The following is a 24,555-nucleotide window of genomic DNA, read 5'->3' as shown; positions in this document are numbered from 1 at the left end:
TCTGACTATTTCTTTAGAGGTAGAAGACTGCATAGTATGAGTTCCTTTTATATCTGCAGTTGCAGGCCTTTTGGCCTGCATCATAGGGTTAATTAATTGGGTGGACTTTGAGTACATCGGCGGCGGCCCCTTGTCCATGGCAGAATGCACAGGTTTCAGTGCCTGCGGTTGCATCAGCTTTGGAGCCTGCAAACACGGCCCCTTGTTGCTTCATATGATTGTGGGTCGCATCACTTGAGTGACAGTTAGTGCATACGGCGGCAATTGGGCTGGTAAAGGTGCCATTGTTAAGCGCAAGCGGTTGAACCGCTGTATTTAAGGGCAGGGCAACCGTTGAAACGCCTGCTGCATCTTTGATATGGCATTGAGCACAATTACCGATTTTTCCTGGGTAGTTGAGATCTGCAAAACCAGTAAATTGGCTGGTATGGATCCCATGAATTAACTGTTTAAAGTCAAAGGAGGTAATGGAGGGATTTGCCGCTGTAGCATCGGCCTGCATATTCGGGTTGTGGCAAAGTTGGCATTGGCCTGCTAAATCGTTGCGCGCACCATGAATATTCAGTTGTTGATCGCCGTGGCAGCTAGCACAGTTGGCATTGCTAATGATTTCGCGGCGGCCAGTGCTGGTTAATGCAGACATATTGAAGTAACTATGACTTGATTTGATCACCAGCACTTCTGCCTGTTCGGTGCTGCAATCCACTAAGACTTTGTCTTTGGCGCATACCCGGCCCTGAATCGCTAAGCCTCCATGGTCGGCCTCAGTACCAGCGGGAACGGTGAGACCTGAAATAGTGTAAACGTAGGTGCCATTGCTGCCAGAAACTGGCGTGGAGTCAGGGAGACGAATTGAGCGCGCAGAGCGGGTACTGTAATCGAAACTGGTTCCCCAGTTAGCATAAACCCTTAGGTCGCTGATAAATTTGAGTTTATCTGCGCTATCTAGGTAAACAGTGCCTGTGCTGGGGTTGATCAGGGTCACCGCAACAGTCACTGTGCCATTGGCATCCATGCTTGCACTACTGATGCTTGGACTAAATTGAGCTAACGCGGCTATTTGATCTTCATTGCCGTGTACGCTTGCGGTCCAATCGGCATTATGGCAAGCAACGCAATTGCTATTATCCGCTTGTGCTGGATGGCCTTGGCCCGCAGGGAAATTAATTTGGGTATGGCAGGCACCACAGGCTTCCATGGTGGGTACCCTATGCCAATTTTGACGCTCGGCTAAATCTGGATTATCAACGTGGCAAGTCTGGCAATTACTGATGGATTGAGGGAATCCCGTTAAATGTTTGCTGTGTATCATTTGCGGGAAAATATCCGCGGGATTGCTGACCTTCTTACTGTTATGGCAGGTTACGCAGGTTTCAACTTGGTTATAACGTCCACCATGGAACGCTAAATTGTTGTGGCAGCTATTACAGGTTTCAATGGTAATTAAGTTACGGGTATAAGCTAAGGTATTCCCCGAGGTTTGCCAATCATAGTGCTGATTAGTTATAGGGAGCGCTGTGCCATCGGCTAATGCATCACCGCCCAGTTTGATGACTACTCGTTGGGTGGCGTCGTTAACGAATGTCACCCCATTCATGCCGTTAAATGTGGCGCTAAAACGATAGCTGTAATGGCCGTTTTTATGGTCAACAATCGTGCCTGGGCAAGAAGCGGCGCACGTTTCAGAGGTGAAATGTTGCCACTCACTGCTATTACCAGCACCTGTGGCGCCCTGAGGTAGTAATTGCGCCGCAATAAAGGTGGCTGAAGGAATACCAACCACGGCTTCATCGTCTTGATTGCTCACCTGATAATCGACTTGGGCAATGCCGTCGGTCACGGTAACTTTATCGACCATGATGTTTAGGCTAGTGATCGTTATTGCGGGTGGTTTCCCCGGCTCACCGGGTGAGCCATCATTACCATCATTGCCCCCACAAGCGGAGACAAGTGTGGCGAGGAGCAGCATCAAACTATATTGTGTGGTTAATTTGGCAAACTTGTTCATATTTCTATCCTTGGAATACGCTGTCAGTGCCTAAGTTACATTTGGTAGCTTAAGGTCAAACCTAAGTAATGAGCATTGTAATCGTGGCTGATGTCGCCAAAACTGAGCACATTGGGGACCGTGTCCCAAGTGATGTTTTGGTTTTGCCAGTTTGCATCTTGATATTTCTCGAACAACCAATCGAAGCGTAATGACATACTGTCGGCCAGCTTATATTTGGCGTAGGCGTTAATATTGTGCTTGCGACTGTAGTAGTCACCGTAGGGGCTAGTGATGCCATAGGTGATTTCAGTATCGCTTTGACCATCGGAGTAGCTGTAGTCCAATCCCAGATCTAAACGATTATCCAGCAGGTTTTGATAGGCGATACCCGCGCCAATCAGGGTCGATTTCTCTTCAGCGGTGCTGTACCAATCAGGTGTTGAGAAACGATTGCTTCCGGCCTGATCTGAATCGCGCCAGTCTTGGTTGAGATAGGCGTTAAGACTTAGATTGTCGCTAATTAGATACTGCGCAGTTACATCGTAGCCAAGGTAAGACACTTGGGTGAGCCCGACTGATGTATGGTTATAGTCATCATCAATACTGTGTAAACTCGCACCCACAGAGAACCCTATATCGGTTTGGTAATCTGTGTGCAAGGTGACTTTTTGACGTTTGCGATCAGCAAGATAAGACTTACGTAGCCAAGGATTACTCGGACTTTGTGTGCTTGTTACAGCATCGTATTCACTGCCATTACGATCTAATACTTCGCCCTTTAACCAAGCTGACCAAGCTGGCGAATAGCGGTAGCTGAGTTTGGCAAAGAGACCCGATTCATCGATGGACTGCCTATCAAGCTCCGAATAAATGATTTCATCTCGGCTATATCCCGCTTCAGCATAGGCCGACGGCGATAGGCGGTATTTGCCTTTGAGATCAAATTGTTTACTGCGTTTATCGTAGAGACGATTTGTAGCTGTGCCTTGATAAAAGCTGTCGGTCACGACCTGTGGGAAATCTAACTGAGCCGTCTTGTTTTCCCTGTCTTGATAGTTATAACTGGCTTGAACACTCAAATCCTGTGTGATGCGGCCTGAATACTTAAGCACCATATCTAGGATGTCCACTTGGGCATCCAGATTATCGGTTGGCAGTACAGGGGAGGGGCCATTAATGGTTGCTGGTAGAAAAGCCTCATCCTGTGACATGTTACTGATGCCCACGTGCATAAGGATGTTATGACCATTTTGACCACCACTGGCCTCGGCGGCGATCCGATAGGCCTTGTTATCTGGGTCGACGGCATTTTGGCCAAAGTAGGCCGCACCAAATGTGGGCGTATAGGCCGATTGCCATAGCAGTGCCTGATGGTCATTCTTATATTGGCTTATCTGGCTGTTTATGCCCGCTTGCCAGCCTGTGCCGCCAAAATAAACTCTGGCATCGACTTCATCAGTGCTGTCATCAATTGGCTGCGCCAACATCACACTGTTAGTGAGAATATTTGCGCTGGTCTTTTTCGTGCCGCTGCGGTTTTCATGCTGGTAGTTCACCGAGGCTTTGTAGCGGCTGCTCGATGAGATATGGCCTGCGTAGTAACCGCCGAGGTTAAATCTATCCCGCGTAATGCTTAAGTCCTGCTCGATTAAACTCGATTGCAGTAACGGCATGGAGTGGGTCGTTGCTCCCGCTACCCAATTATCAGGCAAGAGCATCTTATCGTTATCGGTAAGATAAGGGCTCTTTAGCTGATTGTATTGATAGTTGGCGAGACCTTTATAACCCAATTGGATTTGATAGTGTCCGGGTTGGCCTGTGGTGAGCTTGGCAGAACCCGTATCAAATCCCAATTTATCGGCCTCTAGCCGGGTTTGGTAACCACTCTCAGCTTGGTATTGCATATCGGCGCCCACGGCACCGACCAAGCCATCTTTATCCGTGCCAGTGCGATTACCAAAACGGCTATCTTCGCCGTCATTGTAGGCGAGCGTGGCGCTGACGTTGACTTGGCGCCCTGTTTTGGGCTGGCATTGCTTGCAGCTCCATGCCTCACTTTTTACGCCACTGCGATTCGCTTTTTGGATTTCATATCCTTCAGCATGGGCTGTGTTGAGTACACCACTAATCGCCCAAGCCAGTAATGTGAGTGAGAAACAAGCTTTAGGAGTCGATATGTTCATTATTTGCATGATCATTCCCTTGTTATCTCTGGAGCAACTTGCCGGATGGATGGTTTGAACCATGCACTTGTCCATGGCAATTCATACAGGAATTACCCGAGGTGAAGGCATTGGTTTGATTACCAAAGTAAGCATTACTGCTGTGGCCATCGGAGGCGTGGCATTGTTGGCATAATTGTGGCGGTTTACTGATGAGCATTGACTCATTCACGCTGCCGTGGGGGTTATGGCAGTTCGCACAATTGTCGGTGACTGGCGCATGTTCCCACAATTTAGGACCGCGTTTTTCGGCGTGGCAGCTGTAACAGTTTTCGTTGACGCTCATTTGTTTCAGACTGGCATCATTTAAACTGCCATGGGGATTGTGGCAATCGCTACAGACCATTTGTTGCCACTGTAGTGGATGGGATGAGCGTTTGTGCATATCCGCTTTTTGTTGAGTATGGCATTGGGTACAAATCGCTACTTCGTTCGCTTTGTCGCTAATAGGATCTTTTGCCACGTGTACTTGGTGGCAGCTACTGCAAGGGATGTCGGCATTGTCATGGTGGTTACCTTTCCACGCGATGCGTTGATCGTCGTTATGGCAACTCATACAAACACTGTTTTGTTTTTGCGCGGGAACGGGGGAGTTTTGGCCAAAGGTGATCATCGGTTCTTTGCCACCTTTATTGTGATTACCAAGAGGGCCGTGGCAAGCCTCACACTGTAAGTCGGCCATGGGGGATTCTTTAATATTAGGATTACCGTGCACACCATCGAAAATGGCCATTACAACCGCACTTTTTTTATGGCACATCAGGCAAGTGTCAGCCCCTTTAGCCGAGTACTTACCTTCGGCAAACTTTTTGTCCAAAGTCGCGACGACCTGCTCGGGTGGCTTGTCATCCCAAGGTGTCGCTACCGTTGAAAGGCTGAGTATCGATAACATCAGAGCAAGCATAACCTGAGTTATGCTTTTGAACTTTAAACCAATATCCATGTTCATCTATTCCCGAGTGCGTTTTATTTGTTATTTTTCAAGCTTTCGACATCGCTAATTTAGCTGATTAATATTAGAACAAGCATGTGACAAGTGCTTAACATTTTTTAGCGGGTTGACTGTAAAGAGGAATGATTTTGTAGGGATAAACAATAAGTGTGACCAATGTCTCATTTTATAACGGGGATGACTTTTTTTAACGCTTATTGAACATGTTTTTCCATTGCAATAAATGGTGGCAGCTAGCTGGCATTTTTATTTTCGGTCAGGCGTTTATTCATTGAGATTTTTGTCACATAATACTCAACACAATTGAAAACTATTATCGTTACCAGTCAAAAAGCTTGATCTAGGTAAAGTTATTAGCTCCATAGCTCAGATACAATGAACACAGTTTTTCAAGCTGAAGCTGTTACAAGGTGAAATAGGTAATGAAGTTAAGCGAACTCAGTCCCGGTGACCGTGGCATTATTTCTGAAATCGGGCGATTAGATTTGCCGCAAACAGTGAAGCGTAAATTATTGTCCATGGGCATTACCCCAAATACACGATTTTCTTTGATTCGCCGAGCGCCAATGGGCTCTGGTTTAGAGCTGGATATTCGTGGTAGTAAGCTTTGTATGCGCAGAGACTTGGCAGACATTATTGAGGTGGAAAAGGCGAATGACTAAGCAGTTTCATTGCGTCACCGTTGGTAACCCAAACGCTGGGAAATCAACACTCTTTAACGCGCTTACAGGCGCGAATCAGCAAGTTGGCAACTGGTCCGGTGTGACGGTTGAGAAAAAAACCGGCCATTTCACTCTCAATGGTGCTGACGTTTACTTAACCGACTTACCCGGTATCTATGATTTACTCCCTGCGGGTAATAGCTGTGATTGTTCTCTCGATGAGCAGATTGCTCAACAGTATCTCGCCGAACAACGTGTCGATGGCATCATTAACTTAGTTGATGCGACCAATATCGAGCGCCACCTCTATTTGACGGCACAACTCCGTGAATTGTCGATCCCTATGGTGGTGGTGTTGAACAAAATCGATGCTGCTATCAAGCGTGGCATTCGTGTCGATTTAAAGAAAATGAGTCAAGAATTGGGCTGCCCAGTGATTGGGGTTTGTTCTCGCGATCCTGCTGATGTTGCTAAAGTACAAGCGCAAGTGCTTGACTTACTTCAAGGTCGTGTATCTGAAGCGCCTTTGTTACTTGATTACGACGAGCAAATTGAAGCAGGCGTGCAACTACTTTGTAGTAAAGATCCCAACTTAAGCCGTGGCCGCGCCTTAGCTATGTTGGGTAACGGTTCTGGTTGTGGTAGCTGTAAAAATGCTGAGCTTCAGGATGAGGTGAATACTTGTACTCAGCAAATTTCGCAGCAAGGACACGACATTGAAGTGATGGTCGCAACCACTCGCTTTAATTTTGTTGAGCGAGTATTCCAAGGTTCCGTTAAAGCCGATGGCTTCTTAACCTTGAGCGATAAACTCGATAAATTAGTCTTACATCCTGTACTTGGGATTCCGGTGTTCTTATTTGTCATGTATTTGATGTTTATGTTCAGCATCAACATCGGCAGTGCGTTTATCGATTTCTTCGATGTGTTTGCAGGGGCATTACTGGTCGATCATTTTGGTGCATTGCTCAATAACATAGGCGCGCCAGCTTGGTTGGTGACTATCCTTGCGGGTGGTGTGGGCCAAGGTATTCAAACGGTTTCTACGTTTATTCCTGTGATTGCGGCATTATTCCTTGGTTTATCTGTTCTTGAAAGTTCGGGCTATATGGCTCGTGCCGCGTTTGTGGTTGACGGATTAATGCGTCGCATAGGCTTACCGGGCAAAGCTTTCGTACCAATGATCGTGGGCTTTGGTTGCTCTGTGCCAGCCATTATGGCAACGCGTACCTTAGGCAGTGAGCGTGAGCGTATTGTCACGGGAATGATGGCTCCCTTTATGTCTTGTGGTGCCCGGTTGCCTGTGTATGCACTATTTGCGGCGGCATTTTTTCCAGACTCTGGCCAAAACCTGGTATTTTTACTGTATATCATCGGGATTTTTGCGGCCATCGGTACCGGATTGTTGCTGCGAAGCACTTTATTACCAGGCACTAGTAGTGCGGTAGTGATGGAGTTACCAAGCTATGAGTTGCCTAAATTTAAAGCTGTGATGGTGCGTACTGGTAAGCGGACTAAGAGTTTTATCCTTGGTGCGGGTAAAACCATTGTGCTGGTGGTGACACTGCTCAACTTTATCAATGCGATTGGTATTGATGGCACTTTTGGCCACGAGGATAGCCAAGCGTCACTCTTAAGTGTAGCGAGCCAGAAAGTGACTCCAATCTTTGCGCCGATGGGGATTGAACAAGATAACTGGCCTGCAACCGTAGGTATTATCACCGGGATTTTTGCTAAAGAAGCGGTGGTGGGAACACTCAATAGCTTATATACCAATGCGGCGCCTGAGGACGGTGAATTAACACCACTAGCAGACAGCTTTAACGAGGCACTTGCGACCATTCCTGCAAACTTGTTCGGTTTGGATTTGGAAGACCCGCTTAAGTTATCTGTGGGTGATGTATCCAGTACCGATGTTGCGGCAGAGGCGCAAGGTGTTGCAACGTCAACCTTTAGTGCCTTGCAATCTGGGTTTACTACCAAGGTAGCGGCGTTCTCTTACCTGTTGTTTATTTTACTCTATACTCCCTGTGTTGCGGCGATGGGCGCTTTAGTGAACGAGTTTGGTACTCGTTGGGCAACGTTTGCAGCGACATGGACATTCTCTCTGGCCTATGGCAGTGCAACTATCGCTTACCAAGTAGCAACCTTTGCCGAGCACCCATTGCAATCGGGTTTATGGATTGGTTTCTTCCTCAGTGCGTTAGTCATATTCTATCTATGGCTAAAACGTAAAGGGCGCAGAACTCAGCAAATTATCCCCGGCGTGCGGATTATTAGTGAGTAAATCCCTGAGTAATAAATGTCAGCTTAGTGGTTACAAAGATAAAAGCAGCTTTCACGGCTGCTTTTATTGTTTTACTATCCACGGCATAACCCTTAGTTTTTAATACTGGGCATTGTAACTGGCCGAGATCTGTAGGATCATGCTGGTTTTGTTAAAATTGCCATTGTTCGCAAAGAGGAATTCCATGAGTCATGTGGACACTGAAGTACGTCCGAGTAACTTTATTCGTAATATCATTGATGAGGATCTGAAAAGCGGTAAGCACACGAGTGTGCAGACGCGTTTTCCACCCGAGCCAAATGGTTATTTACATATAGGTCATGCTAAGTCCATCTGTTTGAACTTTGGCATCGCCCGCGATTACCAAGGTCTCTGTAACTTACGATTTGATGATACCAACCCTGAAAAAGAAGACATCGATTATGTCAATTCTATTCAGGCGGATGTGCGTTGGTTGGGATTCCAGTGGGATGGTGAGGTGCGTTATTCCTCTAACTATTTCGACCAATTACATCAATATGCCGTTGAGTTAATCAATAAAGGCTTAGCCTATGTGTGTTTTCTCAATGCTGATGAAACCCGTGAATACCGTGGCACGTTAAAAGAGCCTGGTAAAAATAGCCCTTATCGCGATACTCCTGTGGAAGAAAACCTGCGCTTATTTGAAAAAATGCGTCTAGGTGAATTCAAAGAGGGCGAATGTGCGCTGCGCGCTAAGATTGATATGGCATCGCCTTTCATGTGTATGCGCGATCCGGTGATTTACCGTATTCGTTTTGCTCACCATCACCAAACGGGTGATAAGTGGTGCATTTATCCAATGTACGATTTTACTCACTGTATTTCCGATGCGCTCGAGCACATTACTCACTCATTATGTACACTTGAGTTCCAAGACAACCGTCGTCTGTATGACTGGGTTCTCGATAATTTAGATGATTTCCAAGCGCCAAATCGTACTCGTCAATATGAGTTTTCACGCTTAAATCTTGAATATACGCTGATGTCTAAGCGTAAATTAAATGACTTAGTGACACGCAAGTTAGTAACTGGCTGGGATGATCCCCGTATGCCAACAATTGCAGGTCTACGCCGTCGTGGTTATACCCCAGCGTCTATCCGCGAGTTTTGCCAACGTATTGGTATCACTAAGCAAGAAAACATGATTGAAGCGGCGATGCTCGATGCCTGCATCCGTGAAGAGCTAAACGAACATGCCCCACGTGCGATGGCCGTACTGCGCCCATTAAAAGTGGTGATTGAGAACTACCCAGAAGGTCAAATCGAGACGATTCAAGCGGCTTCTCACCCAAGCGATGAAAGCATGGGGACGCGCGAACTCGCCTTTGGCCGCGAACTGTATATCGATGTGGCTGACTTCAGAGAAGAAGCCAATAAGCAGTACAAACGTCTAGTCATGGGCAAAGAAGTGCGCCTGCGTAACGCCTATGTGATTAAAGCCGAACGTTGTGACAAAGACAGTGAAGGTAATATCACTACCGTCTACTGTAGCTACGATGCCGATACTTTAGGTAAAAACCCTGCCGATGGTCGCAAGGTGAAAGGCGTAATCCATTGGGTTGAAGCGACTACGGCTAAACCTGCTGAGTTCCGTTTATACCAACGCTTGTTCACTGATCCAAATCCTGCTGCTGCCGAGACAGTGGATGAAGTGCTTAACCCTAACTCACTTGAAGTGGTTAATGGTTTAGTTGAAGCAAGCCTTGCGAATGCGCCAGCGGAAAAAGCTTATCAGTTTGAGCGTGAAGGTTATTTCTGTGCTGACAATAAAGACTCTTCAGCCGAGCATTTAGTGTTTAACCTAACAGTTGCACTGCGGGACTCGTTTGAATAGCAAGTTGTTGGCCGCGATAATCTCTGTCGCGACTAACTGTCAACAGCAGTAAAGAATAAAAAGGCCCTTAGTGTTTTCAAGCTAAGGGCCTTTTCTGTTTTACAACTTTTCGTTTTCAACACGTCTATTTGCCACTATCAATTTGTCACTATCAGTATTTCAAGTCGTTTGCACCTGAGTGCGGATTAATCCCTTATTGGTACATAGGACCAAAGCCAATGCTCCAGAGGATAACACTGGTGGCCATTAATCCAACCAAGAGCACTAAACCTGCTGTGACCATAGAACTGGCGTAAATAAAGCCTTTCTCTTCAGGGATATTCATAATAATGGGCACACCTGCATATAGCAGATAAACCGAGTAGGCTAAGCCAATCAGCCCAACAATCATAATAAACCAGAGTACTGGGTAGAGTGCCGCCAAACCAACCATAAACAGCGGTGTTGCGGTGTAGGACGCGAGTTCTAATGCTTGGGTGAAAGTTGGCTGAGCATCGAAGGTTTTTGCCATCCAAAAGGCTAAATAGGCGAGGGCAAAGACGCCTGCAATTAGGCCAAAATACATACCTACGGACATAAACATCGCACTTTGCGGCGTGAGATAAATAGGATCACCAGCTCCTGGATTCCAGCCAATGTAAGCTGTTGCAATAAAGCTACAGACAGCGGGAATGAGTGCGATGAGAAGAACGTGACTTAAGCTGCTTTTGAGTGCTTCATGGTTTTGTTCAATCGCATGCCACTCTTGCTTTGGATGAGTGTATAACCCCATTAAGTGATTCAGTATCATTATAATTATCCTTGTTCAGCATTGATGTTGGCTCGCCAAACGTCAGACGAGCTGATAACAGCTCTGCAATCAGGGTTAATGCTCCACAATCCCTTTAACTCCCGATTGCCTACTCTTTGAATTGAGATGTGCCGTGATCAGGATCTCAGTTCTTAAAGTGTAGATTATTTATTGAACAAAAAGTTCAGCTAGTCAAGTTTACTGGTGTCTAAAGCTATAGCTTGTTGATAATTACGCGTAAAATATGGCGATATTTTCTTTAAGATTTTTGAGTGATCCCATGCAGCAATTACTGGCACCTGTTCATGCGTTTCTTCGTTGTGAGACGCCGCAAACTTGGATTGATGTAGCAAGAGCCTCTGCCTCGTTAGATGAACTCTTAATTGACCATTGTAATTGTGAGCTAAAAGCGGCGCAGACTGCGATGTTCTTATTGAGGCGATATGCCTTGGATAAAGACAGCGGACAATCGCTATTGGCATGGGCGAAACCCTATGAGGAATTTGTTTATCATAAGGATCGCAATATCGAGCAGTTTTTGGCTCGTGATGTCAAAAAGAATGAGTTGGTAGCCAATCTACAGCCGAATCAACATTTTGCTTTTGCACAGGATCTGATCCCACCACTGATCCGTTTGATAAAAGAAGAATTCCATCATTTTGAGCAAGTGCTGGAGCTGATGCACGCACGGCAAATCCCATATCGTAATATTCGTGCTGGGCGTTACGCAAAAGGGATGATGAGCCACGTGACCACCCATGAGAAGGATATTCTGCGGGATAAGTTGATTGTGGGTGCATACATTGAGGCGCGCTCCTGTGAGCGCTTTGCCAAATTAGCGCCTTACTTGGATGCAGAGTTAAGTAAGTTTTATGTGTCACTGCTGCGCTCAGAGGCGCGTCATTTTGAGGATTATCTTAAGCTGGCACAGTTAGTATCGACTGAGGATATCAGCGAGCGAGTTGCTTATTTTGGCGAGAGAGAAGCCGAATTGATTATGGCGCCCGATGAGGAGTTTCATTTCCACAGTGGTCAACCCTTAGTTGCCCAGTGGGAAAGATAAATAGCGGCCTCAACCATATTCAGGTATGAGGCCTTAGCGGTAGATGTGTTAATGGTGAAGACGCTATAGGTGCTTAGCTGGCGTCGAAGGGCAGGCTTTTTAGCTCCACACCGTCGGCGCTGACCACTAACACGCTGCCTTGCTCGTACCAATCACCGACTACAATGCGTTTGCAGCCATTGTTTAATTCATGGATAGCAGGCCTATGGGTATGACCGTGGATCATCTGTTTGCTGTGGGTTTGAGCAAATAACGCATTCACCGCACTGGGTTCTACGTCCATAATCACATAGCTTTTTTGCTGATTACTGCTTTGGCTGTTACTGCGGATTTTATTGGCAATGGCTTGACGTTTTTTCTTCGGCAAACAGCTATAAAGCCAACGGGCAAAGGCAAAACTGCGTAATTTGCGAAAGCGTTGGTAGGCTTTATCTAAGGTACACAAGCTGTCGCCATGCAAAATAACCGTGTTAACACCATAGAGATCTAAGCATTTGACTTCGGGCAACATTTGCATACCCGCAGCATCGGCAAATTGTTTGCCTAACATAAAGTCACGATTACCGTGAATAAAGTAGATGGGCAAGGTTTGGGAGACTTGCTTGAGCTTGCGCGCTAATTCGATGGCAAAGGGCAAGGCTAAATCGTCGCCGACCCATACCTCAAAGAGATCCCCCAGAATATAGAGAGCATCTACATCATCAAGTTCGGTATCGAGAAAACGATTAAAGGCTTGGGTGATATCGAGGCGATCGGCACTTAAGTGCAGATCGCCAATAAATAAGGTTCGCATCCTAGGGAATTAGGCCGCACTTACTTTTTCAATCACAACCGCTTCTAATGGCACATCTTGGTGCATGCCACGGTTACCAGTGCTGACAGCTTTGATTTTTTCAACGATGTCCATGCCTTCAACCACTTCACCAAACACGCAGTAACCCCAACCTTGCATGCTTTCAGATTTGAAATCGAGAAAGGTGTTATCGTTGACGTTGATGAAAAACTGAGCCGTCGCTGAGTGTGGGTCCGAAGTACGCGCCATCGCGATAGTACCAGTACGGTTTGATAAACCGTTGTTGGCTTCGTTTTTCACTGGCTCATGGCAACGTTTTTGGCTCATTTCAGCGGTAAAACCACCGCCTTGGATCATAAAGCCGTCAATTACACGGTGGAAAATGGTGCCGTCGAAGAAACCTTCGTCAACATATTTCATAAAGTTTGCCACGGTCAGCGGGGCTTTTTCGGCGTTCAGTTGCAGTTTAATGTCGCCAAAATTAGTGTGTAATGTGATCATGTTTTCATACTCTCAGTAAATAGTGGCGCGATTCTAACTTATCTCGGATTGCGCGCAAAGTGCAGTATTCAAAACCCTCGTCAGCGTGGTAGACTGACCCCTTGATTTTACACTTGAATCTATCTTTGAAGAGAATACCGATGTTGAAGATTTACAACAGTATTACCCGCCAAAAACAGGAATTTAAGCCTATTAATCCCGGAAAAGTTGGGATGTATGTATGTGGCGTGACCGTTTACGATCTCTGTCATATTGGCCATGGGCGTACTTTTGTTTCCTTCGATATGATTGTTCGCTACCTGCGTTACGCGGGTTATGAAGTGAATTTCCAGCGCAACATCACCGATATTGATGACAAAATCATCAAGCGTGCTAACGAAAACCAAGAAGACTGCAATACATTAACCGATCGCTTGATTGGTGAAATGCACAAGGATTTCGATGCGCTGAATATGATCCGTCCCGATTTCGAACCACGTGCCACTCTGCACATTGCCGAAATCATCGATATGGTTGAGCGTTTACTCGCTCGCGGGCATGCCTATGTGGCAGCTGATGGCGATGTGCTGTTCAGTGTGGCTTCTTTCCCTGAGTATGGTCGCCTATCAGGTCAGAATCTGGAGCAATTACAGGCGGGCGCACGGGTTGAGGTTGACGATAACAAGCAAAATCCAATGGATTTCGTGCTATGGAAAATGTCCAAACCGGGCGAACCAACATGGGAATCACCATGGGGGCCGGGTCGTCCAGGCTGGCATATCGAATGTTCGGCAATGAACAGCAAGCACTTAGGTCTGCATTTTGATATTCACGGTGGCGGTTCAGATTTACAATTCCCACACCATGAGAACGAAATTGCTCAGTCTTGCTGCGCCCATGATACGCCATACGTGAATTACTGGATGCACACCGGCATGGTGATGGTTGACCGCGAAAAGATGTCCAAGTCCTTGGGTAACTTCTTCACCATTCGTGATGTATTAGGCCATTACGACGCTGAAACCGTGCGTTACTTCCTGCTATCGGGTCATTATCGTAGCCAAATCAACTACTCTGAAGAAAACCTCAAGCAGGCGCGTGCGGCGTTAGAGCGTTTATACACTGCGATTAAAGATGTTGACCTGACTGTAGCGCCGGCACCTGCCGAAGAGTTTGTGGCTAAGTTTAAAGCGGCAATGGACGATGACTTTAACACCCCAGAAGCCTATTCAGTGCTGTTTGATATGGTGCGTGAGATCAACCGTCTGAAACTCACTGATATGGCCGAGGCTTCTGCATTAGCCGTGTCAATGAAACAACTTGCTGATGTGCTGGGCTTATTGCATCAATCTCCCGAGGCCTTCTTTAAAGGTGAGGGCAGTGACGATGAGGTTGCAGAGATTGAAGCATTGATCGTTGAACGTAACCGCGCTCGCAGTGAAAAAGATTGGCCAGCGGCTGACGTGGCGCGTAATCGTTTAAATGAGCTTGGTGTGGTCTTAGAGGATGGCCCAAGTGGCACCACTTGGCGTAAGAAATAGGCTTAATTAGCTATTGTCTTTAATCAAAAAATCTTCAGCCAATAAAAAACCTGCATTATGCATAATGCCGATCAGTTAAGACAGATCGCTTGACGATCTCGCTGAAAAGATCAAAATCCGATGACCTCATGTCATCGGATTTTTTATGCAACTCTCAGAAGCACTCGCCCGTACCCATATTACCCGCCTAACCGAATTCACCTGCTTAGCTGATGTGTTAGAACCTGAGTTAATTCAATCTTGCCTAGACTCCCAGGGCGTTGCGACGTTAAGACGGCGTAAATTGCCGATGGACGCGATGATTTGGGCCGTTATCGGAATGGCTTTGTTCCGAGGGGAGTCTGTTCGGTCACTCATCAACAAACTCGACATTGTTTTGCCGCAAGAGATTGATTATGTTGCACGCAGCGCCGTGACTCAGGCGCGTAAACGATTGGGCAGTGAGGTTATTAGAGAAGTATTTAGCCGCAGCGCCAATACCTGGCACGCGAGAGCTGAACATCCTCATTGGTGCGGTCTTAACTTGTATGGTGTTGACGGTGTCGTGTGGCGGACACCCGATAGTGTTCAAAATCAAGCCGCCTTTGGACGAACCGCCAACGCTTTAGGCGAAGCGGCTTATCCGCAAATTCGCATGGTTTGCTTGATGGAGTTAAGCAGCCATTTATTGGTCAACAGCGCCTTTGATTCGGTTGCCGAAAATGAAATGAACTTAGCGTCCCAGCTCATTCCTAGCATTCCCAATCACAGCCTAACCCTATTTGACCGAGGATTTTACTCGCTCGGCCTGCTGCACGCTTGGCAGCAAGCGCAACCTGATAGCCACTGGTTGTTGCCACTGAAGAAAGGCACTCAATATGAAGTAGTGCGAACGCTGGGGAAACATGACCAGTGGGTGAAACTCACCACGACACCTCAAGCCAGAAAGAAATGGCCGCAGCTCCCAGATACCCTTGAAGCGCGTTTACTCACTAAGACAGTGAAAGGTAAGTCAGTCGCCATTTTGACCTCGTTGACAGACCCGATGCGTTACCCCAGCGAAGACATCGTCGACTTATATGCCCATCGATGGGAAATCGAACTGGGCTATAGAGAGATGAAACAACATCTACTGGAGAGCCGTTTTACGCTCCGCAGTCAACTACCGGAGCTGGTGACTCAAGAGTTATGGGGCGTGCTACTGGCCTACAATCTCATTAGATATAAGATGTTGCTGATGGCTAAAAGCTTGCCATCGGTCCATCCCAATCAACTGAGTTTTCGGGATGCGGCGAGTTATATCATCTTCAAGTTGACACAACTGTCATCACAAACACCGGGGAATGTCCCGAGAGACGTATTGGATATAGAACGAAATGCACGGCAATTTAAGCTGGATGGTAAACGGGAAAGGGCATATCCACGAGTCCTTAAAATGAGCAAAAACAAGTTTCCGGTTAGACCAAAGAAAAATGCCGTTCACTCTTAAGTGAACGGCATTATGCATTATGCAGGTTTTTTTATGCTTGCCGAACCTAGAACCTAGTCGTGATATTGCTCGGCGGCATACAAGGTGTTTTCTAAAAGACTGGCTATGGTCATTGGTCCCACACCGCCTGGTACAGGTGTGATAAAGCTAGCATTTTGCGCAGCAACATCATATTGTACGTCGCCCACTAAGGTGCCGTTTTCTAAGCGGTTAATACCCACATCGATAACGATAGCGCCGGGTTTGATCCATTCACCGGGGATAAAGCCAGGTTTACCCACGGCAACCACCACTAAATCGGCTTGGCGAATTTTTTGTTCGAGGTTTTTAGTAAAACGATGGCAAGTTGTGGTGGTGCAGCCTGCAAGCAGTAGCTCGAGTGTCATTGGTCGGCCGACAATGTTCGAGGCACCAACGACAACCGCATCTAAGCCATAGGTATCGACGCCAGTGGATTTAATGAGTGTCATAATGCCCATCGGCGTGCAAGAGCGTAATACGGGAATACGCTGTGCTAAACGGCCAACGTTATAGGGGTGGAAACCATCGACATCTTTATCGGGGCGAATGCGCTCGATCACTTTAGAGTCTTCGATATGGGCCGGTAATGGTAACTGCACTAATATCCCATCAATGTTAGGGTCATCGTTGAGTTGATCAATCAAGGCTAAGAGTTCAGCTTCGCTGCAGCTGGTATCGAGATCGTAGGAGCGAGAAATAAATCCCACTTCTTCACAGGCTTTACGTTTACTACCAACATAAACCTGAGAGGCGGGGTCTGCTCCCACGAGAATCACGGCTAAACCTGGTACGCGTTGTCCAGCCTCTTTACGGGCGGTAACTTTTTCGCGCAGTTGAGTGCGGATGGATTGAGCAATCGCCTTGCCGTCGATTATTTGGGCTGTCATGGGTGTAGGATATCCTTTATATTGGCGATGGTTAAAACGGTAGTTAACACAGAGATTGGCAATCGCGGCTATTTTAACAGGGCGTAGCGGGTGTGTCATGGCAAATGCCGTCGTGAAATGGATAAAAAAAAGCGTATTCGACTGATAATTCAGCATCTAGCATGAACGGTTAAAAAAATCGTTGACGGGTGCAAAGTGAGGGGCTAAGATGCGCTCCGTTCTCGAGCAGATGTGTTGATTTGCTTTGAAGACTTTTTTGGTGATTAGCACAGTACTGTAATAAATCCAGATTTTGGATGAGAGCAGAACAGAGGAAACCCTCTGAGTTAATGCCAAATATAGTAAGACCTTCGGTGATTAGCGCAGTCCGGTAGCGCATCTGGTTTGGGACCAGAGGGTCAGAGGTTCGAATCCTCTATCACCGACCACTTTAATTGTTATTTGCTCGCGTGTTTACATGAGCGAGTAGCATGGATAGCCAAATGCTATCCAACGCCGGTTAGGATGCAGAGTAATCTGTAGACCATGCGCCCGTAGCTCAGTTGGATAGAGCACCCGCCTTCTAAGCGGGTGGTCGCAGGTTCGAATCCTGCCGGGCGTACCAGTTTCAGTGGTGATTGTAGCTCAGTTGGTAGAGTCCCGGATTGTGATTCCGGTTGTCGTGGGTTCGAGCCCCATCAGTCACCCCATTTTTAGTACTTTGAGTACAAAATAAAAAAAGCGACCTCTGGTCGCTTTTTTTATACCCTAGATTCGGCCGTTGAGGCTCGACTCTGCACAAAACGGTGGCTATAATGTCGCGTCTTGATAGATATCAACTAACAGCGACCTGTGCCAAAAGCCAGTAGTGGTGGGCATTGTAGTCAAATTTAATGATCAAGAAACGAATACCTGAATAGTTGAAGATTCGACTATTACAAAGGACGTTAGACAAATTTCGAGGTAAAACAATGCAAGTTTCTGTTGAAGCAACCCAAGGCCTAGAGCGTCGCCTGACCATTTCTGTTCCTGCTGAACAAATTGAAAAACTGGTTAAAGACAGTTTACAACGTGAAGCTAAGCGTGCTCGTATCCCAGGTTTCCGTCCTGGCAAAGTGCCTGTTACTGTAATCAACAAACGTTATGGCGCAGCTATTCGTCAAGACATCACTGGTGAAGTGATGCAACGTAACTTTATCGAAGCGATCATCGCTGAGAAATTAAACCCAGCAGGTGCACCAACTTTCGTTCCAGGTGCAACTGACGGTGAAAAATTCGAATTCGTAGCAACTTTCGAAATCTACCCAGAAGTTGAGTTGAAAGGTTTAGATGCAATCGAAGTAGAGCAACCAAAAGCCTCTGTAACCGATGCTGATGTAGACAGCATGATCGAAACTTTACGTAAGCAACACGCGACTTTCGCCGCTGTTGAGCGTGAAGCAGCTGACGGCGACAAAGTGAAAATGAACTTTGTGGGTTCAGTTGATGGTGTTGAATTCGAAGGCGGCAAAGCTGAAGATTTCGAACTGCAATTAGGTAGTAACCGTATGATCCCAGGTTTTGAAGCGGGTATCTTAGGTCACAAAGCCGGTGAAGAGTTCGTTATCGACGTGACTTTCCCTGAAGAATATCACGCTGAAAACTTAAAAGGTAAAGCAGCTAAGTTTGCTATCACCTTAACTGAAGTATTAGCGGCTAACTTACCTGAAGTAAACGATGAGTTTGCAGCATTATTCGGTATCAGCGAAGGTGGTTTAGAAGCCCTTAAAGCTGAAATCCGTAAGAACATGAACCGTGAGCTTGAGCAAGCGTTAAAAGCTAATGTGAAAGAGCAAGTGATCGCAGGTTTATTAGCTAACAATGACATCGAACTGCCAAAAGCACTGATCGATGGTGAAGTTAACGTATTGCGTCAACAAGCGATGCAACGTTTCGGCGGTCAAACGGCGAACATGCCTGAACTGCCAGCTGAATTATTCACTGAGCAAGCAGCTCGTCGCGTGAAGATCGGTCTGTTATTAGGCGAAGTCATCAAGACTAACGAGCTGAAAGCGGAAGATGAGCGTGTACAAGGCTTAATCGCTTCTATGGCTTCTGCTTATGAAGATCCAAGTGAAGTGATTGCGTATTACAACAGCAATAAAGAGCTGATGCAAAACATGCGCAACGTTGCGCTTGAAGAGCAAGCTGTTGAAGCACTGCTTAAAACAGCCAAAGTGACCGAAAAAGAAGTCGCTTTTGAAGAATTTATGAACAAGGCTACAGGTCGCGCATAAGCTAAGCTTGACTTGATTGGCAGTTCGCCATTTATAATGGCTCGTATGAGGCTCCTCATGCGAGCCATTTTTATTTAGGGAAATGAATAATGCATAATGCGTCAGACATACAAAGTGCTTTAGTGCCTATGGTGATCGAACAGACTGCTAAGGGTGAACGCTCATTCGACATTTATTCTCGTCTGTTAAAAGAGCGGATTATCTTTTTAGTGGGTCAAGTTGAAGAGCATATGGCGAATCTGATTGTGGCGCAGTTGCTATTCCTCGAATCAGAAAGCCCAGATAAAGATATCTTTTTATATATCAACTCACCCGGTGGGTCAGTCACCGCGGGCATGGCGATTTACGATACCATGCAATTTATTAAGCCTAATGTGAGTACGGTGTGTATTGGTCAAGCGGCCAGTATGGGTGCGTTTTTATTAGCTGGCGGTGAAAAGGGCAAGCGTTTCTGCTTACCTAATTCTCGTGTGATGATCCACCAACCACTGGGTGGATTCCAAGGTCAGGCTTCTGATATCGCTATTCATGCCCAAGAAATCTTAGGCATCAAGCATAAACTGAACCTGATGCTGTCAGAGCATACGGGCCAGCCACTCGAAGTAATTGAGCGTGATACTGATCGTGATAACTTCATGAGCGCTACTCAAGCTGTGGAATATGGTTTAGTTGACGCAGTGATGACTAAACGCAGCTGATTTTTACTTTTGACTGGGCTATGCTCTGTAAAGCAACGCTGAGTTTAAAGTGAACAAGTTTAAGATAAGCAGTAGAGCAGACTGCAAATGAGGTAATTAATGGGCGACAACAAAAATAATGGTGACAGCGGTAAATTGCTGTACTGCTCTTTTTGCGGTAAGAGCCAGCATGAAGTCAGAAAACTGATTGCAGGCCCATCAGTATATGTATGCGACGAATGTGTCGAGTTATGTAATGACATTATTCGTGAAGAGATTAAAGAAATCTCCCCCAAGCGTGATAATGATAAATTACCCACGCCACATGAGTTGCGTGCACATTTAGATGATTATGTCATTGGGCAGGACAGAGCTAAAAAAGTCCTTTCTGTTGCGGTATACAATCACTATAAACGTCTGAGAAATTCATCCCCTAAAGATGGGGTGGAATTGGGCAAGAGTAACATTCTGCTGATTGGTCCAACGGGCAGCGGTAAAACACTGCTGGCCGAAACGCTCGCGCGCTCATTGAATGTCCCATTTACTATGGCAGACGCTACCACCTTAACTGAAGCCGGTTATGTGGGTGAAGACGTTGAAAACATCATTCAAAAGCTGCTGCAAAAGTGCGATTACGACGTTGAGAAAGCGCAGCGTGGTATCGTGTATATCGACGAAATCGACAAAATCAGCCGTAAATCGGATAACCCCTCGATTACCCGTGACGTATCGGGTGAAGGCGTGCAGCAAGCACTGCTGAAACTTATCGAAGGTACGGTTGCCGCGGTTCCGCCTCAAGGTGGACGTAAGCATCCACAGCAAGAGTTTTTACAGGTAGATACCTCTAAGATCCTCTTTATTTGTGGTGGTGCATTTGCGGGTCTTGAAAAGGTGATTGAACAACGTGCTCATGTTGGTTCGGGTATCGGTTTTGGTGCGCAAGTTAAAGGCGAAAAAGATAAAGCAACGATATCTGAAACCCTGTCTCAAGTTGAGCCAGGCGATTTAGTTAAATACGGCTTGATCCCCGAGTTTATCGGCCGTCTACCTGTCGTTGCTACACTAACTGAATTGGATGAAGATGCATTAGTGCAAATTCTGTCTGAGCCTAAAAATGCCTTAACTAAGCAGTACAACGCACTGTTTGAGATGGAAGGTGTCGAATTAGAGTTTCGCGAAGATGCACTTAAAGCGATTGCCCATAAAGCCATGTCACGTAAAACAGGTGCCCGTGGTTTACGCTCCATCGTAGAAGGTATCTTACTTGATACTATGTATGATATCCCATCGATAGAAGGTGTAGTGAAAGCGGTTGTCGATGAGTCAGTGGTTAATGGTGAGTCTGCACCGATTCTGATTTATGAGCGCAATGAAGCACAGGCGGCTTCTGGCGAACAATAATTGTACAGATAGCTAATAAACTGAAAATCAAGGAGTCCAATGGGCTCCTTTTTTCGTATTGACCATTGAAAGGGCCTAAACCGCCCCAATATACTCCTTAACAAATCCCTTTTATTTAAACGGAATCGAACTATGACCTTAGAGCGTGAAGCGCATATCGAACTCCCCGTGCTGCCACTGAGAGATGTGGTGGTCTATCCCCATATGGTAATTCCGTTGTTCGTTGGCCGAGAAAAATCGATTCGTTGTCTCGAAACGGCAATGGCCCAGGATAAGCAAATTATTTTAGTTGCTCAGCGTGATGCTGAGTTAGATGAGCCGACCAAGGACGATATCTTTGACGTTGGTACCGTGGCATCTATTCTGCAACTGCTGAAACTACCAGACGGTACAGTCAAGGTGCTGGTCGAAGGTGGTCGCCGCGCCCGTATTACGCGTTATACCCAAGAAGCAGATTTCTTTGTGGCTAAGGCTGAATATCTCGAATCTGAGCCTTTAGAAGACAAAGAAGAGGAAGTCTTGGTTCGTAGCGCGATTGGCCAATTTGAAGGCTATATCAAGCTCAACAAGAAGATCCCGCCAGAGGTTTTAACCTCGCTTTCAGGTATCGATGAAGCGGCACGCCTTGCAGACACGATGGCGGCTCACATGCCGCTTAAGCTTGAGGACAAACAATCTGTCCTTGAGATGACCAATATTGGCGAACGTCTTGAATATTTAATGGCGATGATGGAGTCGGAAATTGACCTGTTACAGGTTGAAAAACGCATCCGCACCCGCGTTAAAAAGCAGATGGAAAAGAGCCAACGTGAGTACTATCTGAACGAGCAAATGAAAGCCATCCAAAAAGAATTGGGTGACTTAGACGAAGGCCATGACGAATTTGAAGTCTTAAATCGTAAGATTGAAGAAGCCAATATGCCAAGCGATGCCAAAGAAAAGGCGGTCGCTGAACTGAACAAATTACGTATGATGTCGCCGATGTCTGCCGAAGCGACCGTGGTTCGTAGCTATGTGGATTGGATGACGTCTGTGCCTTGGAGTCAACGCTCTAAAATCAAACGTGATTTAGCGAAAGCCCAAGAGGTATTGGATACTGACCACTATGGTTTGGAAAAGGTCAAAGACCGTATTCTGGAATACTTGGCGGTGCAGAGCCGTGTGCGTCAACTGAAAGGGCCAATCCTGTGTTTAGTTGGACCACCAGGTGTGGGTAAAACCTCACTCGGTCAATCGATTGCCAAGGCGACGGGTCGTAAGTATGTGCGTGTTGCCTTAGGCGGCGTGCGTGATGAAGCGGAAATTCGCGGACATCGCCGCACCTACATTGGCTCTATGCCAGGTAAAATCATCCAAAAAATGGCCAAAGTGGGCGTGAAAAACCCCTTATTCCTGCTGGATGAAATCGACAAAATGAGTTCGGACATGCGTGGCGACCCAGCATCAGCACTATTAGAGGTGCTCGATCCTGAACAAAACGCGACTTTTAACGACCATTACCTCGAAGTCGACTACGACTTATCCGATGTAATGTTCGTGGCGACCTCGAATTCGATGAATATTCCGGGGCCACTTTTAGATCGTATGGAAGTGATCCGTCTGTCGGGTTATACCGAAGATGAAAAACTCAATATCGCTAAGCAGCATTTATTGACGAAACAAATCGAGCGTAACGGCCTTAAAGCGAATGAAATTCATATCGAAGACAGTGCGATAGTCGGCATCATCCGCTACTACACCCGTGAAGCGGGTGTGCGGGCGCTAGAACGTGAGTTGTCTAAGATTTGCCGTAAGGTCGTGAAAATGATCCTGCTGGATAAATCCATCAAGTCAGTTACAGTCACCGCGGATAATCTCAAGTCTTTCCTCGGTGTGCAGCGTTTTGACTATGGCAAGGCGGAATCGAACAACCAAATCGGTCAAGTCACAGGGTTGGCTTGGACTGAAGTGGGTGGTGATTTGCTCACCATTGAAGCGACTTCAGTGCCCGGCAAAGGCAAGTTGACTTACACAGGCTCACTTGGCGATGTGATGCAAGAGTCGATTCAAGCGGCGATGACAGTTGTTCGCGCCCGTGCGGAACAATTGGGTATCAATGGCGACTTTTATGAGAAGCGTGATATCCATGTGCACGTACCAGAAGGAGCAACGCCGAAGGATGGTCCATCCGCAGGTGCTGCAATGTGTACTGCGCTTGTTTCCAGCCTCACTGGAAACCCTGTGCGCGCCGATGTGGCCATGACGGGTGAAATTACCTTACGCGGTGAAGTGTTACCTATCGGTGGTTTAAAAGAAAAACTGCTGGCAGCACATCGCGGTGGCATTAAATTGGTGCTTATTCCAAAAGAAAATGAGCGCGATCTGGAAGAAATTCCTGCCAATGTCATTGCCGATTTAGAAATTCGCCCTGTGCGTTGGGTCGACGAAGTGTTAAAACTGGCGCTAGAAAGACCCGTTGAAGGCTTCGAAGTGGTTAAAAACTTGGCATAACGCAAGAAAATGCGCTATGACGTTAAAAAAAATGAAAAAAGGGGCTTAACAAAGCGCAGACCTGTGGTAGCCTAGGTCAGTGGAGAGCCAGCTGCTCCAAGCCCTTGGGGCAACTGGCTTTGAGCTGTATCTAGTTTTATTTCTTTGGTTTTCGAACTCAGCTTGAACTTTGAATTCAAGCTTGTTATAAAAGCCTCCGCAGACCGCTCTAGAGACGGATTTGGTTGCGGCGCAAAAAAATTACATTCAAGGGGATGACATGAACAAATCTGAACTAATCGAGAAAATCGCTTCTGGTGCTGACATTTCTAAAGCCGCTGCCGGCCGTGCACTGGATTCTTTTATCGCAGCTGTGACTGAAGGTTTGAAAGAAGGCGATAAAATTTCTCTTGTTGGTTTTGGTACTTTTGAAGTGCGTGAGCGCGCTGAACGCACTGGCCGCAACCCACAAACGGGTGAAGAAATCAAAATCGCAGCAGCAAAGATCCCAGCTTTTAAAGCGGGTAAAGCTCTGAAAGACGCTGTCAATTAATTTTTGATATCGCAGCCTTTGTAAGGCGTTCGTAATGATAAGCACTGTTTAAACAGTGCTTTTTACGAATTGAAAGTAATGGATTTTGAAGGTCAATTTCTACCATTACTCGGGGTTTTAGCACTTACCAGTGGTAGCGTCTGAATAATCCCTATTAATTACAGAAAGGCGCATCTCAAGCTGATGCGC

Annotated in this window: 18 protein-coding genes and 3 tRNA genes; 14 read left to right on the top strand and 7 right to left on the bottom strand. The window is 46.5% G+C overall.

Annotated elements, in window-relative coordinates; translation table 11 throughout:
- Window positions 1-88: 88 nt before the first annotated feature.
- From FJD32_RS14370 to FJD32_RS14360, 3 genes are read right to left on the bottom strand one after another with little or no spacing between them, the layout of a single operon-like run.
- Window positions 89-2,008 carry an OmcA/MtrC family decaheme c-type cytochrome gene (locus tag FJD32_RS14370; protein WP_088585767.1) on the bottom strand — a complete coding sequence of 640 codons (1,920 nt, stop codon included), beginning with the start codon at window positions 2,006-2,008 and terminating at the stop codon, window positions 89-91.
- 35 nt (window positions 2,009-2,043) lie between these two features.
- Window positions 2,044-4,182 carry an MtrB/PioB family decaheme-associated outer membrane protein gene (locus tag FJD32_RS14365; protein WP_088585766.1) on the bottom strand — a complete coding sequence of 713 codons (2,139 nt, stop codon included), beginning with the start codon at window positions 4,180-4,182 and terminating at the stop codon, window positions 2,044-2,046.
- A 13-nt stretch (window positions 4,183-4,195) separates the two neighbouring features.
- Complete coding sequence (locus FJD32_RS14360; RefSeq protein WP_088585765.1) at window positions 4,196-5,161, bottom strand: DmsE family decaheme c-type cytochrome; 966 nt, start codon at window positions 5,159-5,161, stop codon at window positions 4,196-4,198.
- A 425-nt stretch (window positions 5,162-5,586) separates the two neighbouring features.
- Between FJD32_RS14360 and FJD32_RS14355 the strand changes: the two genes are divergently transcribed.
- The 3 genes from FJD32_RS14355 (at window position 5,587) to glnS (ending at window position 9,968) form a co-directional block, all read left to right on the top strand.
- Window positions 5,587-5,826 carry a FeoA family protein gene (locus tag FJD32_RS14355; RefSeq protein ID WP_011623257.1) on the top strand — a complete coding sequence of 80 codons (240 nt, stop codon included), beginning with the start codon at window positions 5,587-5,589 and terminating at the stop codon, window positions 5,824-5,826.
- Window positions 5,819-8,113, top strand: a complete 2,295-nt coding sequence (feoB, locus tag FJD32_RS14350; RefSeq protein ID WP_088585764.1) for a Fe(2+) transporter permease subunit FeoB — start codon at window positions 5,819-5,821, stop codon at window positions 8,111-8,113. Before FJD32_RS14355 ends, feoB begins: the two co-directional genes overlap by 8 nt.
- A 184-nt stretch (window positions 8,114-8,297) precedes the next feature.
- On the top strand, window positions 8,298-9,968 hold the full coding sequence (gene glnS / locus FJD32_RS14345; RefSeq protein WP_037417167.1) for a glutamine--tRNA ligase: 1,671 nt from the start codon (window positions 8,298-8,300) through the stop codon (window positions 9,966-9,968).
- 193 nt (window positions 9,969-10,161) lie between these two features.
- Here the strand turns inward: glnS and FJD32_RS14340 are convergent, their stop codons facing one another.
- Window positions 10,162-10,758 (bottom strand): Yip1 family protein, encoded by a 597-nt coding sequence (locus FJD32_RS14340; protein ID WP_037427921.1) that lies wholly within the window; start codon window positions 10,756-10,758, stop codon window positions 10,162-10,164.
- A gap of 280 nt (window positions 10,759-11,038) precedes the next feature.
- Here FJD32_RS14340 and FJD32_RS14335 point away from each other — a divergent pair, with 280 nt between their 5' ends.
- Window positions 11,039-11,821, top strand: a complete 783-nt coding sequence (locus tag FJD32_RS14335; protein WP_037427922.1) for a tRNA isopentenyl-2-thiomethyl-A-37 hydroxylase MiaE — start codon at window positions 11,039-11,041, stop codon at window positions 11,819-11,821.
- 73 nt (window positions 11,822-11,894) lie between these two features.
- Here the strand turns inward: FJD32_RS14335 and FJD32_RS14330 are convergent, their stop codons facing one another.
- Window positions 11,895-12,614 carry a UDP-2,3-diacylglucosamine diphosphatase gene (locus tag FJD32_RS14330; protein ID WP_037427923.1) on the bottom strand — a complete coding sequence of 240 codons (720 nt, stop codon included), beginning with the start codon at window positions 12,612-12,614 and terminating at the stop codon, window positions 11,895-11,897.
- A gap of 9 nt (window positions 12,615-12,623) precedes the next feature.
- On the bottom strand, window positions 12,624-13,115 hold the full coding sequence (locus FJD32_RS14325; protein WP_011623251.1) for a peptidylprolyl isomerase: 492 nt from the start codon (window positions 13,113-13,115) through the stop codon (window positions 12,624-12,626).
- A 140-nt stretch (window positions 13,116-13,255) separates the two neighbouring features.
- On the opposite strand from FJD32_RS14325, the gene cysS reads away from it, so the two are divergent.
- Both cysS and FJD32_RS14315 read left to right on the top strand, forming a co-directional pair.
- Entirely contained in the window at window positions 13,256-14,635 is a 1,380-nt protein-coding gene (gene cysS / locus FJD32_RS14320; RefSeq protein ID WP_037427925.1) for a cysteine--tRNA ligase, read from the top strand.
- Window positions 14,636-14,780: 145 nt separating this feature from the next.
- Window positions 14,781-16,103 (top strand): IS4-like element ISSba6 family transposase, encoded by a 1,323-nt coding sequence (locus FJD32_RS14315; protein ID WP_088585763.1) that lies wholly within the window; start codon window positions 14,781-14,783, stop codon window positions 16,101-16,103.
- 53 nt (window positions 16,104-16,156) lie between these two features.
- Here the strand turns inward: FJD32_RS14315 and folD are convergent, their stop codons facing one another.
- Complete coding sequence (folD, locus tag FJD32_RS14310; RefSeq protein WP_037428154.1) at window positions 16,157-17,011, bottom strand: bifunctional methylenetetrahydrofolate dehydrogenase/methenyltetrahydrofolate cyclohydrolase FolD; 855 nt, start codon at window positions 17,009-17,011, stop codon at window positions 16,157-16,159.
- Window positions 17,012-17,362: 351 nt separating this feature from the next.
- On the opposite strand from folD, the gene FJD32_RS14305 reads away from it, so the two are divergent.
- The 8 genes from FJD32_RS14305 to hupB all read left to right on the top strand — a co-directional run bounded on the left by FJD32_RS14305 (window position 17,363) and on the right by hupB (window position 24,366).
- Window positions 17,363-17,439, top strand: a tRNA-Pro gene (locus FJD32_RS14305).
- A 99-nt stretch (window positions 17,440-17,538) separates the two neighbouring features.
- A tRNA-Arg gene (locus FJD32_RS14300) sits at window positions 17,539-17,615 on the top strand.
- Between the two features lie 9 nt (window positions 17,616-17,624).
- Window positions 17,625-17,700 (top strand) — tRNA-His (locus FJD32_RS14295).
- A 261-nt stretch (window positions 17,701-17,961) separates the two neighbouring features.
- Complete coding sequence (tig, locus tag FJD32_RS14290) at window positions 17,962-19,266, top strand: trigger factor (RefSeq protein WP_047538512.1); 1,305 nt, start codon at window positions 17,962-17,964, stop codon at window positions 19,264-19,266.
- Window positions 19,267-19,355: 89 nt separating this feature from the next.
- Window positions 19,356-19,964: an ATP-dependent Clp endopeptidase proteolytic subunit ClpP gene (gene clpP, locus FJD32_RS14285; protein WP_037417193.1), complete on the top strand. Its 609-nt coding sequence runs from the start codon at window positions 19,356-19,358 to the stop codon at window positions 19,962-19,964.
- 99 nt (window positions 19,965-20,063) lie between these two features.
- Window positions 20,064-21,344, top strand: a complete 1,281-nt coding sequence (gene clpX, locus FJD32_RS14280) for an ATP-dependent protease ATP-binding subunit ClpX (protein ID WP_037417195.1) — start codon at window positions 20,064-20,066, stop codon at window positions 21,342-21,344.
- A 132-nt stretch (window positions 21,345-21,476) separates the two neighbouring features.
- A complete protein-coding gene (gene lon, locus FJD32_RS14275) occupies window positions 21,477-23,834 on the top strand; it encodes an endopeptidase La (protein WP_037428151.1) in 2,358 nt (785 codons plus the stop codon).
- A gap of 259 nt (window positions 23,835-24,093) precedes the next feature.
- Complete coding sequence (gene hupB / locus FJD32_RS14270) at window positions 24,094-24,366, top strand: nucleoid-associated protein HU-beta (RefSeq protein ID WP_006081127.1); 273 nt, start codon at window positions 24,094-24,096, stop codon at window positions 24,364-24,366.
- The last annotated feature ends 189 nt before the right edge of the window (window positions 24,367-24,555 follow it).

Source organism: Shewanella sp. LC6, assembly GCF_006385735.2.
Taxonomy (GTDB): domain Bacteria; phylum Pseudomonadota; class Gammaproteobacteria; order Enterobacterales; family Shewanellaceae; genus Shewanella; species Shewanella xiamenensis.
This window is presented reverse-complemented; position numbering and strand designations above follow the sequence as displayed.

Excerpts from the sequence above, each read along its gene's own strand:
- FJD32_RS14335 (WP_037427922.1), top strand. The coding sequence starts at position 11,039 with ATGCAGCAATTACTGGCACCTGTTCATGCGTTTCTTCGTTGTGAGACG.
- clpX (WP_037417195.1), top strand. The coding sequence starts at position 20,064 with ATGGGCGACAACAAAAATAATGGTGACAGCGGTAAATTGCTGTACTGC.
- FJD32_RS14360 (WP_088585765.1), bottom strand. The coding sequence starts at position 5,161 with ATGAACATGGATATTGGTTTAAAGTTCAAAAGCATAACTCAGGTTATG.
- FJD32_RS14325 (WP_011623251.1), bottom strand. The coding sequence starts at position 13,115 with ATGATCACATTACACACTAATTTTGGCGACATTAAACTGCAACTGAAC.
- folD (WP_037428154.1), bottom strand. The coding sequence starts at position 17,011 with ATGACAGCCCAAATAATCGACGGCAAGGCGATTGCTCAATCCATCCGC.
- FJD32_RS14315 (WP_088585763.1), top strand. The coding sequence starts at position 14,781 with ATGCAACTCTCAGAAGCACTCGCCCGTACCCATATTACCCGCCTAACC.
- lon (WP_037428151.1), top strand. The coding sequence starts at position 21,477 with ATGACCTTAGAGCGTGAAGCGCATATCGAACTCCCCGTGCTGCCACTG.
- FJD32_RS14340 (WP_037427921.1), bottom strand. The coding sequence starts at position 10,758 with ATGATACTGAATCACTTAATGGGGTTATACACTCATCCAAAGCAAGAG.
- clpP (WP_037417193.1), top strand. The coding sequence starts at position 19,356 with ATGCATAATGCGTCAGACATACAAAGTGCTTTAGTGCCTATGGTGATC.
- hupB (WP_006081127.1), top strand. The coding sequence starts at position 24,094 with ATGAACAAATCTGAACTAATCGAGAAAATCGCTTCTGGTGCTGACATT.
- tig (WP_047538512.1), top strand. The coding sequence starts at position 17,962 with ATGCAAGTTTCTGTTGAAGCAACCCAAGGCCTAGAGCGTCGCCTGACC.
- FJD32_RS14330 (WP_037427923.1), bottom strand. The coding sequence starts at position 12,614 with ATGCGAACCTTATTTATTGGCGATCTGCACTTAAGTGCCGATCGCCTC.
- glnS (WP_037417167.1), top strand. The coding sequence starts at position 8,298 with ATGAGTCATGTGGACACTGAAGTACGTCCGAGTAACTTTATTCGTAAT.
- cysS (WP_037427925.1), top strand. The coding sequence starts at position 13,256 with ATGTTGAAGATTTACAACAGTATTACCCGCCAAAAACAGGAATTTAAG.
- FJD32_RS14355 (WP_011623257.1), top strand. The coding sequence starts at position 5,587 with ATGAAGTTAAGCGAACTCAGTCCCGGTGACCGTGGCATTATTTCTGAA.
- feoB (WP_088585764.1), top strand. The coding sequence starts at position 5,819 with ATGACTAAGCAGTTTCATTGCGTCACCGTTGGTAACCCAAACGCTGGG.
- FJD32_RS14365 (WP_088585766.1), bottom strand. The coding sequence starts at position 4,182 with ATGCAAATAATGAACATATCGACTCCTAAAGCTTGTTTCTCACTCACA.
- FJD32_RS14370 (WP_088585767.1), bottom strand. The coding sequence starts at position 2,008 with ATGAACAAGTTTGCCAAATTAACCACACAATATAGTTTGATGCTGCTC.